Genomic DNA, 15,156 nt, shown 5'->3' with positions numbered 1-15,156 from the left:
CTCCGACATGTCACTTGAGGACCTGGGCTGGTCGGATTTCTTTCAGGATCAGCTTGTCCAGTCCGATTTGACTTCCTCTGATGGTCGCGCCCAAATCCTGCCTGTTCCCATGCGGATTTCCCGGGTGCAGCGTGTTCGTTTTCGGGCGATATCTGGTGTTGGAAATTCCGGGGGCGAGCAGGTTCTCTATCCACCTAAAGAACAGAACACCGGCGATTTTGCTGTTGGTGACTGGGTCTTGGCGGATGCTGATACCGGGCAGGTGGTCCGACTGTTAAAGCGGAAGTCGGTGTTACAGCGGTTGATGGCAGGGCCAAACCGTTCTGAAGGTGAGAGAAGCTGCCAGTTAATTGCGGCCAATGTCGATACACTTTTTATCGTTACCTCTTGCAATGCAGACTTTAAACTTTCCTGGCTTGATCTCTTTCTTGCCCTGGCTTTCGAGGCCGGGGTCCATCCTGTAATTGTTATCACCAAGGCTGATACAGTTGAAAGTACCCGAAAGTGGGAAGAGCAAGCCCGGTCATTATCTCCAGATCTGACTGTTGTGGTGCTCGATGCCCGAAACGGGGATGATCTCAGGCAACTTGATCAATGGTGTGGTCCGGGACAAAGCGTTGCCTTGGTAGGATCATCCGGTGTCGGGAAATCAACCTTGTTGAATGGTCTGGCAGGACTTGATCAGGCGACGGGGAGTATTCGGGAAAAGGACGACCGCGGACGCCACACAACCACGGCCCGATCTTTGCACAGGGTCAGGGCAGGTGGCTGGGTAATTGATACGCCGGGGATCCAGAGGCTGCGCCTGCAGGATGTCATGACAGGAATAGGCCGCTTGTTTGGCGATATCACCGAAGCGAGCAAGCATTGTCATTTTCGGGATTGCAAGCACGAGAAAGAGCCCGGCTGTGCATTGCTCGAAGGGGTCTCGAAGGGAGCTATTTCGGCCTCGCGGCTTGAACGATGGCACAATCTGCGGCTGACAGATGACACGCAAAGTGAGGCAGACCGCGACACGGCTGTGGGTTGGAGAGAGCAGTTAAAAGCAGAAGAAAAAACAAAGCGGAAAAACAAATTTAGAAAAAGATAATCGTTTATATTTAGGTGTTTACGTAGATAATTTAATGTTTTATATGAAATTTAGAAAGCGCGTCATTAACCGAAACCAAAGCGCCTTCCAGATATCCGCCATCTCTTTGGGCCACTTCTGTTCCACAAAAGATAATTTGACCCTCCCACAGATTTTTCAGGCTCTCCGGCATCGTATATTCTGGATGTGCCTTGAGCGGGTTTTGATCTTCTGTCGTCGCGGTATGGGGATCTTGTCCCCAGTCTTTTATAGCGACATCCAGAGGTGTTTGGGCATTTTTTCCAAAAAGGCGGACAAGCTGGGTTTTGATTGCCTGAACAAGCTCTTCTTCGCCAAGTTCAGAGCGTGTGAGAGCGCTGCCGCCCAAAAAGCCGAAAAGGGCATAGGGGGCTGTTTCTTTTGCTGATGCATCATGAATTTCCATCATCGGGCCGATCCTACTAAAGGCCTGACCTGATAAATTTTGTTCACGCCAAAAGGGTTGTTCAAAGGTGATCAGAGCTTTGGCCTGTCCGGCCATCCAGGTTGGGATGGATAACATGGCTGAAGTTGTGTGTTCGGGAAGGGGCGGGTGAAAGTTTATTGATTTCGCGCTCAAGCGTGGAGGCAGGGTAATAAAAATCTGCGGAGAGGAAAACGGTGAATTTCCTTGTATGGTTTCGACCTGCACGCAGCCGGGAGTATGGTCTCCGGGATGAGTGATGGCGTGAACCTGATGGGACAGTAACAGCTTGTGAGGGGGTAAAGCAGCCACAAGCTTTTCAATCAGTTGGATCATCCCGCCTTCCAGTCTGTTGGAAGGTATTTGAAAAGCCTGGGGGGCAATGCGTTCTGCAGTTACAAATGGATCTTCATAAAGAATATCGCTCTGATTTTGTTGGTTGAACACGGGAACCGCGAGCTCTTGAACCAGTTTTTCCATCTGTTCCTGCCCGGGCCAGAACCATGTGGGGCCAAAATCAAGCGAAGATTTATCTGAAATGGGGTGATGGGCGAGAATGCGTCCGCCAAGGCGGTCTCTTGCCTCAAGCAACAAAAAGTCCTTTCCGGCCTGATGCAGGCGATAGGCAAGGTAGAGGCCGCTGATCCCCCCGCCAATAATGATATTTTCACAGTACATTATTTAAAAGGTTTCCTGCTGAGGACGAACATCGACTTCATGGCTCCAGGTCGACCGGGGTTGTTGTATCAACTGCCAGTAAATCTTGGCAATATCATCCGGTGACATCATGCGTTCAGAGGCTAGTTTATGGAGAGATCGACTGGCTTCTGTATTGATAATACCGTCGAGAATGACGTGGGCAACATGAATGCCCTGTTGCTGGTATTCCCGGGCGAGGGACTGGGCAAGGCCCCGCAGGGCAAATTTTGCGGAAGCAAACGCAGCGAAGTTTTTTCCCCCGCGCAGGCTTGCTGTAGCACCAGAAATGATAATATTGCCCTGGCCTGATTGGAGCATGTGAGGAAGCACTACCTGACAAACGTTTACGGCACTGAGCACCATAGACTTCCAGGCCATTACAAAGTCTTCAGCTGTTGTTTCAAGAAAGGGTTTGATCATCAGTTTGGCCGGATTATGGACCAGTATTTCCGGCGGACCGTACCTGCTTATATAGGTATTGAGGGTCTGTTCTGTGGCAAGGTTATCTTGCAGATCAAGCTGTGCGAATTCTACACCTGATATCCGTTCTGCTGACGGTAATGAACGTCTCAAACCAATGACGCGATAGTTTTCCTGCGCCAGTTTTCTGGCAACGGCCTGCCCTAATCCGGGGCCAGCTCCAGCAATAATGGCCAAGGGTTTTGTCTTGTTCATCTCGGGTCTCCTCTGGTTGAGGGGGGAATGCCGCAAGAGCTGGTCAGATATCTGTTAAAGGACTCTTGCGGCAGTGTTGCACGGAAAGGCATCCGGGCTTTAGGCGTTATCGTGAGTTGACGGAAGAGATCAGGGCTATCTACTGGTTTATACCTGCTTTTCCTGATTCTACATAAAATCAGTTCCGCCCTGCCATGACCCCGCCATCTGTATCCCAGATAGCTCCGGTTACCCATGCTGCCCGTTCCGAGAGCAGAAAGTCGATTACTGAAGCGATATCATCGGTTCTGCCAACGCGCCCGATAGGGTGAAAGTGATCAAACGCCCCGGTCAAGGTTGTTTCAATCTGGGCAGGTTCAATGAAAGAGCCAAAAATCGGCGTAACGACCACTGCCGGAGAGACCGCATTAACCCGGATATTGTGGTCGGCCAGTTCCATGGCAAGGTGTTGGGTGAGGGCATGTAGTCCTGCCTTGGCCATGGAATAAGCTGATGACGGGGTGGCTTTGATCGCCTGTTTGGCCCACATGGATCCGATGTTGACAATGGCGCCACCGCCGTTGGTTTTCATATTACCTGCGATGGCCTGGGTAATGAAAAACAGGCTTTTGTTGAGTTGATGATACCCGTCAAAATCATCCTGGGTATGTTCAAGAAAGGAAACAGGTTTAAAAGAACCCGCTGCGTTAACCAGCTTGTTGATATGGCAGGTTTCCTGTTTCAGTTGTTGGGTAAACGCTGTGACCTGTTCTTGCGAATAGAGGTCGACTGCCTTGAGTTCAATATTGCCACTGCCCTCGGTGGAAAGCTCTTTTTTAGTTGTCTCCAGTTTTTCAATGTTTCTGCCCAGGAGAATAAGGTTCTCGCCCCGCGCACGCAGTTTTCGGGCGGTGGCTTTGCCCATACCGCTTGATCCACCAATAATCAAAGTCGCCAAATTATTCATCATTCATTCCAATCTATCAGTAGGTAGGTATGAGTTGTATGTAAACCTGTTTGAAAAAATATCAAGACAAAAAACTACCTATAGATAGATATGTTTATGAATTATTTTTTCAGAAATTGATGAAATAGCAAAATAAAACAAAGGGATGATTGTGAGCGCAATTCAAAAAAAACATTTAAAAAATAGCTTGTGACCGTTCTAAATGAGGTTATGAAAAGCGGGGCTTCGGCTTGAAGACTGAACCTGGGAAGCTGGTCGTCAGTTGTGTCTTTGGCGGCAGAGCTGTTGCAATAATGCATCACAGTGACCTTGTTGTCACGGTTTGTAATGAACCGGGCTTGGCAAAAATGTCGGACGGAGTTACAAGGTTCGCGTGTATTATCAATAAGACTTCAGAAGGACTGCTTTATGACCCGTATTTTTGCCTCTGCATATATTCGCACGAGTGCATATGGGTTGTGTGCACCTGAAGCTCTTGTCACTCGTGTTTCCAAATCAGCATTCAACCGATGTAATCTCGGCTAAGCCCTTTGGCCCCGTGATTATACCCGGCTCCGGCTGTCAGGAATGGTAATTCACCTTTTTCTTTAACCATATCAGCAATCTTTTCGTATCTTGATCAGGCTTGTCTTGATGACGAGAAAAAACTTGCTTGCGGAAGTGCGTTTTCCTCAAGTTATGTTGTATTATTCTTTTTGATACAAACAGTTGTCTGATGTGTTTCTAATGAAAAAGTACGAGTGACACAGCACGTTTCCCGATAGTCGTGGCCTATTCATATGGAGAATAGACATGACCAGGCTTATTCAGTTTGTAAGCAACTTTTTCTTAAATCGCCAAGCAACCACGCGTTTGCAAGACCTGCCTCGCAGGTTACGTCGTGATATTGGCCTTCCTGAAGACCCGGGACCTCCCGAGGGAATGGGTGGTTTCAACCGCTCATGGGAAAGGTTTATGTAAGGCTCAGATCGCTTGCAACCTTGGCAACAACGCATAGGTGACAATACTCGGGAGAGGCGGGGAGTATCCCCGCCTCTTTGGTGTGTTCCATTATTACTTGCCGAGACTTTTATTGAAGAAATCCAGGACTTTCTGGTTGAATATCAGGTGAAACATGGTCCGATCAAAGCTGGGGTCATCTACGCAGACCATATTCCAGACTTCGGGATTGGCTCCTTTCAGGCGCGGGTTACAGGGAGGGAGAAAAGCGAAGTGCCCGGCATTTTCAACCTGATGATAATCCGGTTCCTGAGGAAGGGATTGGCGAACAATCGCTGTATTGCTTTTGTAAGGTACATTTTTATCATTGGCCGCCGCCCAGAGCTGGACAGGGATTGTTATCTGTTTCAAGGCCTGTTTGTTGAAGGCAAATCCGAGCCCCGGGGCAACAACGACCGCTGCAGATATTCTGGAATCATGTCCCCAGTTTTCAACGAATAATTCTGCCAGTTCGGCAATTTTCGGATCTTCTTTCAGGCCAAGTGTGCAGGCCAGTTCTTCCGGGCTGTCAGCGCAATACGAGAGCATTGTCTTGATATCCGGTATGGCGCCGGATGAAACAAGGGCCGTGTATCCCCCTGCAGAAAAGCCGAAAATACCAACTTTCCCAGGGTCTATAATTTCTCTGCTTTCCCAGCTAGACAGGATGTAATCAAGAGCGAGCCTGATATGGCGGGGACGATCTTGCATCCAGCGAGAGGGGGGATAGCTTTCATCTTCGTAGTTGTTGCCAGTGTGGGTGGGGGCAACCACAACATAACCGGATTGTGCTAGGGTGAGGGCAGTATCTGCATGACCTGCCATCCAACCGCCATAACCATGGGACATTAGGACGACGGGTAAATTCGCTCCGGCTGGTTCACTATTAATGGACAGGGCTTGTAGAAAAGGTGTGTTGGGCTCTGCCGGTGCTTCAGCATCTGTCGGGTACCATATGCCGATTTCAAATGGCTGATCATCAGGATCAGATATTTTGTGAAACTGAAATCCTGTAGAGGAAGCAAAGGATAGTTGAGAAAACAGGCAGAACGTGCTGACAGAAATGGTTATCAGAGAATAGAGTTTCATTGGAGACCTTTCTTAAAACTTATATGATCAGGCTTGTCTTTTGCGACAGGGGTGAGTGACTATCCCGGATTCACTGCTCTTTTGAGACCTTGATCATGTTTAAGGTCGTACTGAATCGCGTTTAAGATCATTTTCTTGTCAGATGAGGCTCTCGAGCATCGAGAGAGAGCCAACTTTTTGCCAAGCGGAGAGATCTTTCGATATGAAATGTAGGTCCGCTGGTTGTGGAGTGTGAGATTTATTGATGATTTTTGTGCCGCTACCGTTTGTTGTAACCCTGTTGCTTTTGATTTTAATCTTTCAGTTGCTCCGTCAGGGGCGAGAGTTGCCATCCAGCCGATTTTTTATTCTTCTTCTTGGTTTTTATGTTGTTCTGTCGGTTCTGATTGGTGTCCGCTGGGGCTATGATATCCTGACATTTTTGCCTGTACAGTCCGTTCTGGCAGCCGCCTGGGCTCCGTTAGCCTGGCTCTGTTTCAGAAGTCTTTCCCGTTCTGGCCCCACCGTAATATGGCCCGGAGATATAAAACACCTGGTGCCGCCGATATTGATTTTATTGATGGTTTTACTGTCTCCCCGCTTTATCGACCTCTTCCTGATCGGGATATATCTTTTATACGCTATCCTGCTCGCTCATCTGGCTTTTTCGGGGATTGATAAGCTGCGCATGGTTCGGTTGGATGAAGCGAAGAACGCGCACCGGGCTTTGGTAATCACTGCATTGGCGCTGTTTTTTTTCGCCGGAATAGATATTTTTATTTCTTATGATATGCGCTCCGGCGCAGGGGATATTTCAGCCAAAATTGTCGCTTTCGCCAATGTTCCAGTACTTTTGACCCTTGGGCTGATGGCGACCCTGGCTGGCCAAGGGCGATCACCGGAAGCTGAAGCTGCCTCTGTTCCAGAGCCCGACGTAAGACTGGCCGAAGAAGATGATTTTGAAGTTTTTGACAAGATCAACAGCTTGCTATCAACCAAGGAAATTTACCGTGATTTTGATCTCAATCTCGATCGTTTGGCCCGTAAGAGCGCGATCCCTGCGAGACGTATTTCGGAGGCTATAAACCGGGTTAAAGGGCAAAATATCTCTCAGTTTGTTAACGAACTGCGCGTGGGGGAGGCCTGTCGACTTTTGAAAAATACAGAAGCACGGATTACAGACGTGATGTTTGAGGCTGGTTTCCTGACAAAATCGAACTTCAATCGGGAATTTAAAAGAGTGACGGGGCTTTCTCCCAAAGACTGGCGTGCCAGGTTTTCTGACTGATTCTGTTTTTTGAACGAGCTTCTGAGCGAATAGTTTTGAGTAATATAATTACAAAACTTTGACGGGTGAATAGGTCGCTATTTCGAGTAGGAGGCTGAATTCATATGTATATATCGGGCTTTTAATGTTTTGATCTGCGAAATTGCAGACCACTGCTGCAGAATTATGTGTTTATCTGCAAATCAGCAGATGACACTATGAGCTTACCTAAGAAGGCATTACGTAATAGATTAAAAAAAATATCTTTAAAAACAATATTTTGTCTCTAGGTGTGAACAGGAAGTAACAAAGCATCTTTATAAAAGGGCTCTAAAAGCTCAGGTGAAAGTGATTGACTTTTACGTAAGATGTTAAGGGATCTGTATATGAATGGGCGGGGCTTCTATAGCATTACCGAACTGACAAACGAGTTTGGGATAACCACCCGGACCTTGCGGTTTTACGAGGGGGAAAAACTTCTCAACCCCCAGAGAGAAGGGCGTAAAAGATTATATTCTTCACGAGATCGGGCGCGACTGGTTTTGATATTACGAGGCAAACGCCTTGGTTTTTCTTTGGCAGAAATCCGTGAAATCATTGAAATGTATGATCTTGAACCGGGTGAAAGCGGACAATTGCAGCGGTTGCTTGATTGTATAGCAAAGCACAGGGCCCTATTGGAAAAGAAACGTCAGGATATTGACCAGATCCTGATGGAGATGAACGAAGTAGAAACATCTGCAACCCTCCGGCTTGGAGAGTTGGAGATGAACACAAGTAATAAAAAAGAGACTGCAGAAACGCCTTTGGTCATTCCTACCAACTTTAACTCTCTCCAGGGTTTGTTGGTCAGAAATGGAAAAGGCACGCAGAAATAAACAGGCGGAAAGACGTGATGTAAAGTCACGCGGGACATAGGTGGCATAAAGCTGCTGTGGACAGGGAGAAGAGGTTTGGTTCAATCGGGCGAGCTTTTGCTTGAGGCGAAGGGGATTAACCTTCGTTTCGGTGGTATTCGTGCTTTAACAGATGTGAGTTTCAATGTCCGCAAGGGCGAGGTTTTTTCAATTATCGGCCCCAATGGTGCCGGAAAAACCTCTATGCTTAACTGCATTTCCGGGCGGTACAAACCCCAGGAAGGTGAAATAACCTATAAGGGACGTAGTCTGATCGGGCGCTCAATCAATGATCGCGCAGCCATAGGTATTGGCAGGACTTTCCAGAATCTTGCTCTTTTTGGCCATATGTCGGTGCTCGACAATATTATGGTCGGTCGGCATCATCTGCTCAAAAACAATTTCCTGACAGGGATGTTCTATTGGGTCGGCGGGGCCAGAAAGGAAGAACTGGAACACCGCCGGGCAGTTGAGGATATCATTGATTTTCTTGAAATTCAGCATGTGCGAAACGAACCTGCTGGCACACTTTCCTATGGTCTGCGTAAACGGGTGGAGCTTGCCAGAGCGATTGCAATCAACCCTGATCTTATCCTGCTTGATGAACCCATGGCGGGGATGAACCTGGAAGAGAAAGAGGATATGGCACGCTATATTCTTGATCTCAACGAGGAACTGGGCACCACGGTCGTGATGATTGAACACGACATGGGCGTGGTTATGGATATTTCCAACCGGGTAATGGTTCTGGATTTTGGCAAAAAAATTGCCGCAGGACTTCCGGAAGAGGTGATGGCAGATGAACATGTCAGGCGGGCATATCTCGGCGAGGAAGACGAGTTGCTGCATGATGAAGAAGGGGAGGCAGCTGCGCTATGAGGGATACAGGCCTTAATACTGTCATGATCGGGGATAGCATTGACTGGGCTCCCTTTTCCAGCAGCCATGCTGATGTTGTGCTCTATGACACTCTGCCGAAAATTCTGGCTTTCAATGCCGAAAATTACCCCGATGCTGTGGCATTACGGGAAAAGGAATTCGGGATCTGGAATCAGTTTACCTGGCGGGATTATCACGACCACGTGGCGCGTATGTCTCTGGGGATGGCTGAGCTGGGGATCGTTGCAGGAGACACGATTGCTCTGATCGGCGATAACCGGGTTGAATGGGTCTGGGGAGAAATCGCGGCGCACAGCTGTCGGGCCATGAGCATGGGCATCTATCGGGATGCACTGGAAGAGGAAATTGCTTATCTGACCGACTATACCAGCCCCAAAATCGTCATCGCCGAAGATGAAGAACAGGTCGACAAGTTTTTAAATCTTGAGGATAAGATTCCCTCTGTTACACACATTGTCTATTGTGACCCGAGAGGAATGCGCAAATATGATGATCCGCGTCTGATATCAATTGAAGATCTTGAAGCGCTTGGTCAGAAGCTGCTGGACAAGGACCCCACAGCGTATCAGAATCTTGTTCAAGCCACAGATACTGATGATGTCGCTGTGCTCTGTACTACTTCGGGTACAACATCCAACCCCAAGCTTTCCATGTGGCCGCATCGGGCTTTTCTCGGCCATGCCGCAGCCTATTTACGCGCGGACCCGAAAACCCCGGAAGATGAATACCTTGCTGTGCTCCCCCTGAGCTGGGTGATGGAACAGATGTATTCTGTAGCCTGGAACCTGATTGCCCGGATGCGGGTCAATTTCCCCGAAGAACAGTCAACCATAATGTCTGATTTGCGGGAAATCGGCCCCACTTTTGTCCTTCTTGCGCCCCGGATCTGGGAACTGATAGCTGCTGACGTGCGCGCAAAGATGATGGACTCATCTGCCTGGAAACAGGCGGCCTATGAGTGGGGCGCCAAAAAAGGTCTGGCTGCTCTGGAAAAGGGTGAAAAATCCCTTGCTTCTGAATGGCTCCTGATGCGAGCACTGCGCGATCGCCTTGGTTTCAAGAACCTTAAATCTGCAGCGACGGGCGGGGCGGCCATGGGGCCGGATACTTTCAAGTTTTTCCTCTCGATGGGTATTCCCCTGCGTCAACTCTATGGACAGACCGAGGCACTTGGGGCGCATACGATCCACAAGTCGGATGATGTGAACCACGATACGGTTGGATCTCCCATGCCGGGTGTGGAACTGCGTATAGACAATCCGGATTCAGAGGGGCTGGGCGAGATCGTAGTTCAGCACGGGCATATGATGAAGGGCTATTATAAAAACGAGAAAGCCAGTAAGGAAACTTTTGGTGAGGATGGCTGGTTTCTGACTGGAGATGCCGGATATTTTGATAAAAACGGACATCTGGTCGTGATTGACCGGATCAAGGATCTCGCCAAGACCTCAAAAGGTGTAAAGTTCTCGCCGCAATATATCGAAAACAAACTGAAGTTTTCCACCTATGTTGCCGAAGCTGTGATCCTGGGGGCAGACCAGCCTTATCTGACCGCGATGATCTGTATCCGCTATCCCATTGTTTCAAAATGGGCAGAAAAAAAACGTCTGCGCTTTACCACCTATACTGATCTTTCGGCCCAACCAGAGGTGTATGAACAGCTGCGGGCTGAAGTCGAGATGGTCAATGCGACCTTGCCACCGGCTCAGCGGATCAAGAGGTTTCTGTTACTTTATAAGGAACTGGATGCCGACGATGGCGAACTGACACGGACCCGCAAGGTTCGTCGAGGGGTTATTGCCGACAAGTACGGCGATATTATCCAGGCGCTTTATTCTGATCAGGGCAAGGTTGATGTGGATACCGTGATCCATTTTCAGGATGGCACCAAACAGCGCATCGTGACTTCGTTGAAAGTCGAGACACTCGATACATCTGACAAAGAAAACAAGGGGGCAGGGCAATGAACTGGGATCTGCTGTTTCAGCTTTTGATCAATGGTCTGATCGTCGGAATGCTCTATGGCGTGGTCGCCATGTGTTTTGTCCTGATCTACAAATCAACCCAGGTGGTTAACTTTGCCCAGGGCGAGTTTCTGGTGCTCGGGGCTTGGGTCTGCTGGTTTTTCATTATGAAAATGCAGTTGCCCTTTGTTCTGGCATTCCTTTTCGCCATGGCTTTCATGACGATATTCGGCATTGTTGTCCAGATGGTTGTCCTCAGGCCCTTGATTGGCGAACCGATTATCTCGGTTATTATGGTCACCATCGGCCTGTCGATCTTCATGCAGGCGTTGATGAACTGGATATTTGGAAATTCAGCAGAACGTTTTCCTGCTGTCTTTGGCGAGAATACCGTCTCAATTGGGGGGCTGCAGGTCGAAACAGCCTATCTGATGTCTCTGGTGCTGTCCGTGCTGGTCATGGGGCTGTTTTATTATTTCTTCAAGTTCTCCAGATACGGGCTGGCGATGCGGGCAACAGCTTATAATCAGCAGGTGGCGCAAAGTCTGGGAATCTCCGTCAAACAGGTTTTCTCGATGGCCTGGGCGATTTCCGCCTTGGTTTCCTGTATTGCCGGGGTGGTTCTGGGGCTGGTCAATGCCGTGTCAAACTCTCTGGCAATTATCGGAATCAAGGTGTTTCCGGCAGTCATTGTCGGGGGGCTTGATTCCATTATCGGCGCTGTCGTTGGCGGTGTGATTATCGGTGTGCTGGAAAATATGGCCGAATTTGTTGATGGTCAGTTCCTTCATATTGGCAACATGTACACTGTCGCACCTTTCTATGTGTTGATCATCATCCTGATGATCCGGCCCTACGGGCTGTTCGGCACCAAAGACATTGAACGTATCTGAGCAGGGAGCGGTTAAACTATGTCTCATGTTCCTCATCCGCGCCCTTGTGGTGATTTCCGGACCTCTTACAGTGATGACACGTCACTGTTTCGCACCAGATTCGAAGGCTGGAGCATCTATGCAGGGATAGCAGCCCTACTGGTCGCGCCCCTGTTTCTGAACGATTATTATATCAGCCAGATGCTGATGATCGGGATCTTCGCCATTGCGGCTCTGGGCTTGAATGTTCTGGTGGGCTTTACCGGGCAGATTTCCCTTGGGCATTCTGCGTTTTTTGGATTTGGTGCCTTTGCTTCGGCCTGGATTAACAACACAACAGGCTTGCCAGTCTTTATTTGTATTCCCCTGGCAGGAGTTCTGACCACAGCAGTTGGCATGATCTTTGGTATTCCTGCCGCGCGACTGAAAGGATTATATCTGGCAATTGCCACCTTGGCGTCCCAGTTTATCCTGCAGGATTTCTTCGCCCGGGCGGATTGGTTTTCTGGCGGATCGTCCGGGTCTCTGGCCGAAACCGTGAATTTCCTTGGCATTGAGTTGGATACAGATCAGAAGTATTTCTATCTTGTCCTCTTCTGGGTCATTGTGTCCTTTCTTGCGGTAAGCAACCTGCGCCGCTCACGGGATGGGCGGGCCTTGGTCGCTGTCCGTGATCATTATCTCTCTGCCGAAATCATGGGCATTAACCTGACCAGATATCGCATCCTCTCCTTTGGGGTTTCCAGCTTCTTTGCCGGGCTGGGTGGGGCGCTTTACGGTCATTACCTCGGTTATGTATCCGTCGAAGGCTTTACCATTCTTTTGTCAATCCAGTTCCTGGCGATGATTATTATTGGCGGTCTTGGCTCAGTAACAGGGTCTTTGCTGGGCACCATATTTATCATGCTTTTGCCGCAGTTCATGGAAGAAGCCGCCAGCGCGATGGCTGTGGTATTCCCTGCTATGGAACAGGGCAAGGCCTATATCAAGGAAATGTCTGTCGGGGCTGTGATCATTCTGTTTTTGATCTTTGAACCCGAAGGATTGATCCACCGCTGGCGCATGATCCGTGCCAGCTGGAAGCTTTATCCATTCTCTCATTAAGAGAGGCTTCTCACACTGCGGCGGCCAGGGTGAGGAAATAACAATAAGCCGCCAATAGGGAGGAAAGTATGAAGCAGCGCATTCTCGCCGCAACATTTGCCCTGGCGGCAGCAGGAAGCCCGGCTCTGGCCGAAGATTCTGTCTTTGTTGGGCATCTGGTCGACTATACCGGACCAACGTCTTTTGTAAGTAAATTCTATGGGCCAGGGGTCCGTGATGCGGTTGATTATATCAACTCGACGGGCGGTATCGACGGCACAAAAATCGAAATGGAAACCATCGACTACGCCTACAAGGTTCCAGAAGCGATTGCCAATTATAAAAAATGGAAATCAAAAGGCATGATCGCCCTTCAGGGGTGGGGAACTGGCGACACAGAAGCCCTGATTTCCTTTGTTGCCAAGGATGAGGTTCCTGTCTGGTCCGCGTCTTATTCGGGTCACCTGACTGATCCAACCGGGAAAAACCCGAAAACCGCAAAACCTGCCCCTTATAACTTCTTCTATGGCCCGTCCTATACCGATGCCTGCCGGGCTCTGGTGCAGTGGGCTGCTGGCGATGCCAAGGAAAAAGGGATTGATAAGCCCAAGTTCGTTCATACCGGTGATAATCATCCCTATCCGAACGCACCGAAAGAAGGCTGTGCCGAATACGCTGCTGAACTTGGTCTGGAAGTCTTGCCACCGGTCGTGGTGCCGCTTGGACCCGGTGATTTCAAGGCACAGTGTCTGACCATCAAAGAGTCTGGTGCCAATTATGCCTATGTTGGAAACCTGGGTGGTTCTGTTATTTCCTTGCTGAAATCCTGTAATACCGTTGGGGCGGATGTGACCTATATGGGCAATATCTGGGCCGGGGATTATCTGACAATTGAGGCAGCAGAAGCCAAAGATTATGTTTTCCCCACAGCAACTCCTTTCTGGGATGCCTATGCACCGGGAATGGATCTGGTATACAAAATCGCCGATATGAGCGGTTTCTCCAAAGATGCCAAACCAACCCATCACTATATTCGTGGTGTCTGTTCTGCTTTTTACATGAAAGAGGCCATGGAGTGGGCCAAGGCAAATGGTGGTCTGACCGGGGCGAATATCAAACAGGGGATGTACGCCAAGAAAGACTGGGTTCCTGCAGGACTTGAAGGTGTTTGTCTGCCTTCAAACTGGACTGCTGATGATCACCGCGGCAGCACCGTGGTTTCTATCAACAAGGGATCTTTTGAAGATGGTGGCGTTAACATCGAGCGTATTGCCGAGATGACCCTGCCACGCCGTGATGACTGGGTTGGTTATTAAGAGTAATCAATCCCTTTGACCAAGAACGGGCCCGTCATCGGGCGGGCCTGTTCTTTCTCTCCAGATACCCCGATGTCCCCTGATATTCTGTGCCAGAGGTTCTGATCAATGAGTAGCGTTACACAGCTGAAAAACCAGACCCAGGAAGATACAATCCTGTCTGTGAATAATATCGAAGTGGTTTTTAACGATGTTATTCTGGTCCTGCGTGGCTTGAACCTGAATGCCAAACGCGGACAGATAACGGCTCTGCTCGGGGCAAACGGGGCTGGAAAGTCGACAACACTCAAGGCCATCGCGGGCTTGCTTGGTTCGGAAGACGGGGAAATTACCCGGGGTGATGTGGTTTATAACGGGGTGGATATCACCCATATGCCCCCGGAAAAAATTGTCCGAAATGGTACCTTTCTGGTGATGGAAGGACGCGGGATTGTCCAGGACATGACCGTTATCGAAAATTTGCGTCTGGGTGCCTTTACCCAGCCTCAGGCCAATGTTGCCGGAGATATCGAGAAGGTCTTTAGCTATTTCCCGCGCCTGAAAGAACGTACCGGTCTGGCCGGGTATCTTTCTGGTGGTGAGCAACAGATGCTGGCCATTGGCCGGGCATTGATGGCACGCCCGAAACTGATCATGATGGATGAACCCTCCATGGGATTGTCGCCGCTGCTGGTCAAGGAAGTCTTTGGTATTATCAAGCGCCTGAACAGGGAGCTGGGAATATCAGTCCTACTGGTCGAACAGAACGCCAACATGGCATTACAGGCGGCTGATTACGGCTATATCATGGAAAATGGCAAGATCGTTCTTGATGGCACCGCCGAAGAGCTGATGAACAACGAAGACGTCAAGGAATTCTATCTTGGTGGTGGAGGGCAGGAGCGCAAGTCCTTTAAAAACATCAAATCTTTCAAACGGCGTAAACGCTGGTTGTAATCTCGCCTGAAAAGGTCGAGGTAC

The 15,156-nt window shown here is 49.2% G+C and carries 13 protein-coding genes; 9 read left to right on the top strand and 4 right to left on the bottom strand.

What is annotated here, in order from left to right; genetic code table 11:
• Positions 1–7: 7 nt before the first annotated feature.
• Positions 8–1,090, top strand: a complete 1,083-nt coding sequence (gene rsgA / locus O4H49_RS17180) for a ribosome small subunit-dependent GTPase A (protein WP_269424673.1) — start codon at positions 8–10, stop codon at positions 1,088–1,090.
• Between the two features lie 31 nt (positions 1,091–1,121).
• On the opposite strand, the gene O4H49_RS17175 is transcribed toward rsgA, so the two are convergent.
• The 4 genes from O4H49_RS17175 to O4H49_RS17160 all read right to left on the bottom strand — a co-directional run bounded on the left by O4H49_RS17175 (position 1,122) and on the right by O4H49_RS17160 (position 5,919).
• Entirely contained in the window at positions 1,122–2,210 is a 1,089-nt protein-coding gene (locus tag O4H49_RS17175; protein WP_269424672.1) for a flavin monoamine oxidase family protein, read from the bottom strand.
• Positions 2,211–2,213: 3 nt separating this feature from the next.
• A complete protein-coding gene (locus tag O4H49_RS17170) occupies positions 2,214–2,906 on the bottom strand; it encodes an SDR family NAD(P)-dependent oxidoreductase (protein ID WP_269424671.1) in 693 nt (230 codons plus the stop codon).
• A 178-nt stretch (positions 2,907–3,084) separates the two neighbouring features.
• On the bottom strand, positions 3,085–3,855 hold the full coding sequence (locus O4H49_RS17165; RefSeq protein ID WP_269424670.1) for an SDR family NAD(P)-dependent oxidoreductase: 771 nt from the start codon (positions 3,853–3,855) through the stop codon (positions 3,085–3,087).
• A gap of 1,050 nt (positions 3,856–4,905) precedes the next feature.
• Positions 4,906–5,919 carry an alpha/beta hydrolase family protein gene (locus O4H49_RS17160; RefSeq protein WP_269424669.1) on the bottom strand — a complete coding sequence of 338 codons (1,014 nt, stop codon included), beginning with the start codon at positions 5,917–5,919 and terminating at the stop codon, positions 4,906–4,908.
• Positions 5,920–6,163: 244 nt separating this feature from the next.
• Here O4H49_RS17160 and O4H49_RS17155 point away from each other — a divergent pair, with 244 nt between their 5' ends.
• From O4H49_RS17155 to O4H49_RS17120, 8 genes are all read left to right on the top strand, one after another.
• Positions 6,164–7,186: a helix-turn-helix domain-containing protein gene (locus O4H49_RS17155; protein ID WP_269424668.1), complete on the top strand. Its 1,023-nt coding sequence runs from the start codon at positions 6,164–6,166 to the stop codon at positions 7,184–7,186.
• A gap of 365 nt (positions 7,187–7,551) precedes the next feature.
• On the top strand, positions 7,552–8,043 hold the full coding sequence (locus O4H49_RS17150) for a MerR family transcriptional regulator (RefSeq protein WP_269424667.1): 492 nt from the start codon (positions 7,552–7,554) through the stop codon (positions 8,041–8,043).
• 75 nt (positions 8,044–8,118) lie between these two features.
• Complete coding sequence (locus tag O4H49_RS17145; protein ID WP_269424666.1) at positions 8,119–8,940, top strand: ABC transporter ATP-binding protein; 822 nt, start codon at positions 8,119–8,121, stop codon at positions 8,938–8,940.
• A complete protein-coding gene (locus O4H49_RS17140) occupies positions 8,937–10,928 on the top strand; it encodes a long-chain fatty acid--CoA ligase (RefSeq protein WP_419715236.1) in 1,992 nt (663 codons plus the stop codon). The genes O4H49_RS17145 and O4H49_RS17140 overlap by 4 nt, the downstream gene beginning before the upstream one ends.
• A complete protein-coding gene (locus tag O4H49_RS17135) occupies positions 10,925–11,818 on the top strand; it encodes a branched-chain amino acid ABC transporter permease (protein WP_269424665.1) in 894 nt (297 codons plus the stop codon). The genes O4H49_RS17140 and O4H49_RS17135 overlap by 4 nt, the downstream gene beginning before the upstream one ends.
• An 18-nt stretch (positions 11,819–11,836) precedes the next feature.
• The gene (locus O4H49_RS17130) at positions 11,837–12,901 is read left to right on the top strand and encodes a branched-chain amino acid ABC transporter permease (RefSeq protein ID WP_269424664.1); all 1,065 of its coding nucleotides are present in this window, start codon (positions 11,837–11,839) and stop codon (positions 12,899–12,901) included.
• Positions 12,902–12,969: 68 nt separating this feature from the next.
• Complete coding sequence (locus O4H49_RS17125) at positions 12,970–14,196, top strand: ABC transporter substrate-binding protein (RefSeq protein ID WP_269424663.1); 1,227 nt, start codon at positions 12,970–12,972, stop codon at positions 14,194–14,196.
• 108 nt (positions 14,197–14,304) lie between these two features.
• Positions 14,305–15,132, top strand: coding sequence for an ABC transporter ATP-binding protein (locus tag O4H49_RS17120; protein ID WP_269424662.1), 828 nt, complete (start codon positions 14,305–14,307; stop codon positions 15,130–15,132).
• Positions 15,133–15,156 lie beyond the last annotated feature (24 nt).

Origin of the sequence: Kiloniella laminariae, from assembly GCF_027214005.1 — a bacterium.
In the GTDB taxonomy this organism is placed as follows: domain Bacteria; phylum Pseudomonadota; class Alphaproteobacteria; order Kiloniellales; family Kiloniellaceae; genus Kiloniella; species Kiloniella laminariae_A.
Note: the sequence above shows the minus strand (reverse complement) of the source record. Positions and strands in the feature narration are given on the sequence as shown.

Excerpts from the sequence above, each read along its gene's own strand:
- O4H49_RS17150 (WP_269424667.1), top strand. The coding sequence starts at position 7,552 with ATGAATGGGCGGGGCTTCTATAGCATTACCGAACTGACAAACGAGTTT.
- O4H49_RS17120 (WP_269424662.1), top strand. The coding sequence starts at position 14,305 with ATGAGTAGCGTTACACAGCTGAAAAACCAGACCCAGGAAGATACAATC.
- O4H49_RS17140 (WP_419715236.1), top strand. The coding sequence starts at position 8,937 with ATGAGGGATACAGGCCTTAATACTGTCATGATCGGGGATAGCATTGAC.
- O4H49_RS17165 (WP_269424670.1), bottom strand. The coding sequence starts at position 3,855 with ATGATGAATAATTTGGCGACTTTGATTATTGGTGGATCAAGCGGTATG.
- O4H49_RS17125 (WP_269424663.1), top strand. The coding sequence starts at position 12,970 with ATGAAGCAGCGCATTCTCGCCGCAACATTTGCCCTGGCGGCAGCAGGA.
- O4H49_RS17155 (WP_269424668.1), top strand. The coding sequence starts at position 6,164 with ATGATTTTTGTGCCGCTACCGTTTGTTGTAACCCTGTTGCTTTTGATT.
- O4H49_RS17160 (WP_269424669.1), bottom strand. The coding sequence starts at position 5,919 with ATGAAACTCTATTCTCTGATAACCATTTCTGTCAGCACGTTCTGCCTG.
- O4H49_RS17130 (WP_269424664.1), top strand. The coding sequence starts at position 11,837 with ATGTCTCATGTTCCTCATCCGCGCCCTTGTGGTGATTTCCGGACCTCT.
- O4H49_RS17135 (WP_269424665.1), top strand. The coding sequence starts at position 10,925 with ATGAACTGGGATCTGCTGTTTCAGCTTTTGATCAATGGTCTGATCGTC.
- O4H49_RS17175 (WP_269424672.1), bottom strand. The coding sequence starts at position 2,210 with ATGTACTGTGAAAATATCATTATTGGCGGGGGGATCAGCGGCCTCTAC.
- rsgA (WP_269424673.1), top strand. The coding sequence starts at position 8 with ATGTCACTTGAGGACCTGGGCTGGTCGGATTTCTTTCAGGATCAGCTT.
- O4H49_RS17170 (WP_269424671.1), bottom strand. The coding sequence starts at position 2,906 with ATGAACAAGACAAAACCCTTGGCCATTATTGCTGGAGCTGGCCCCGGA.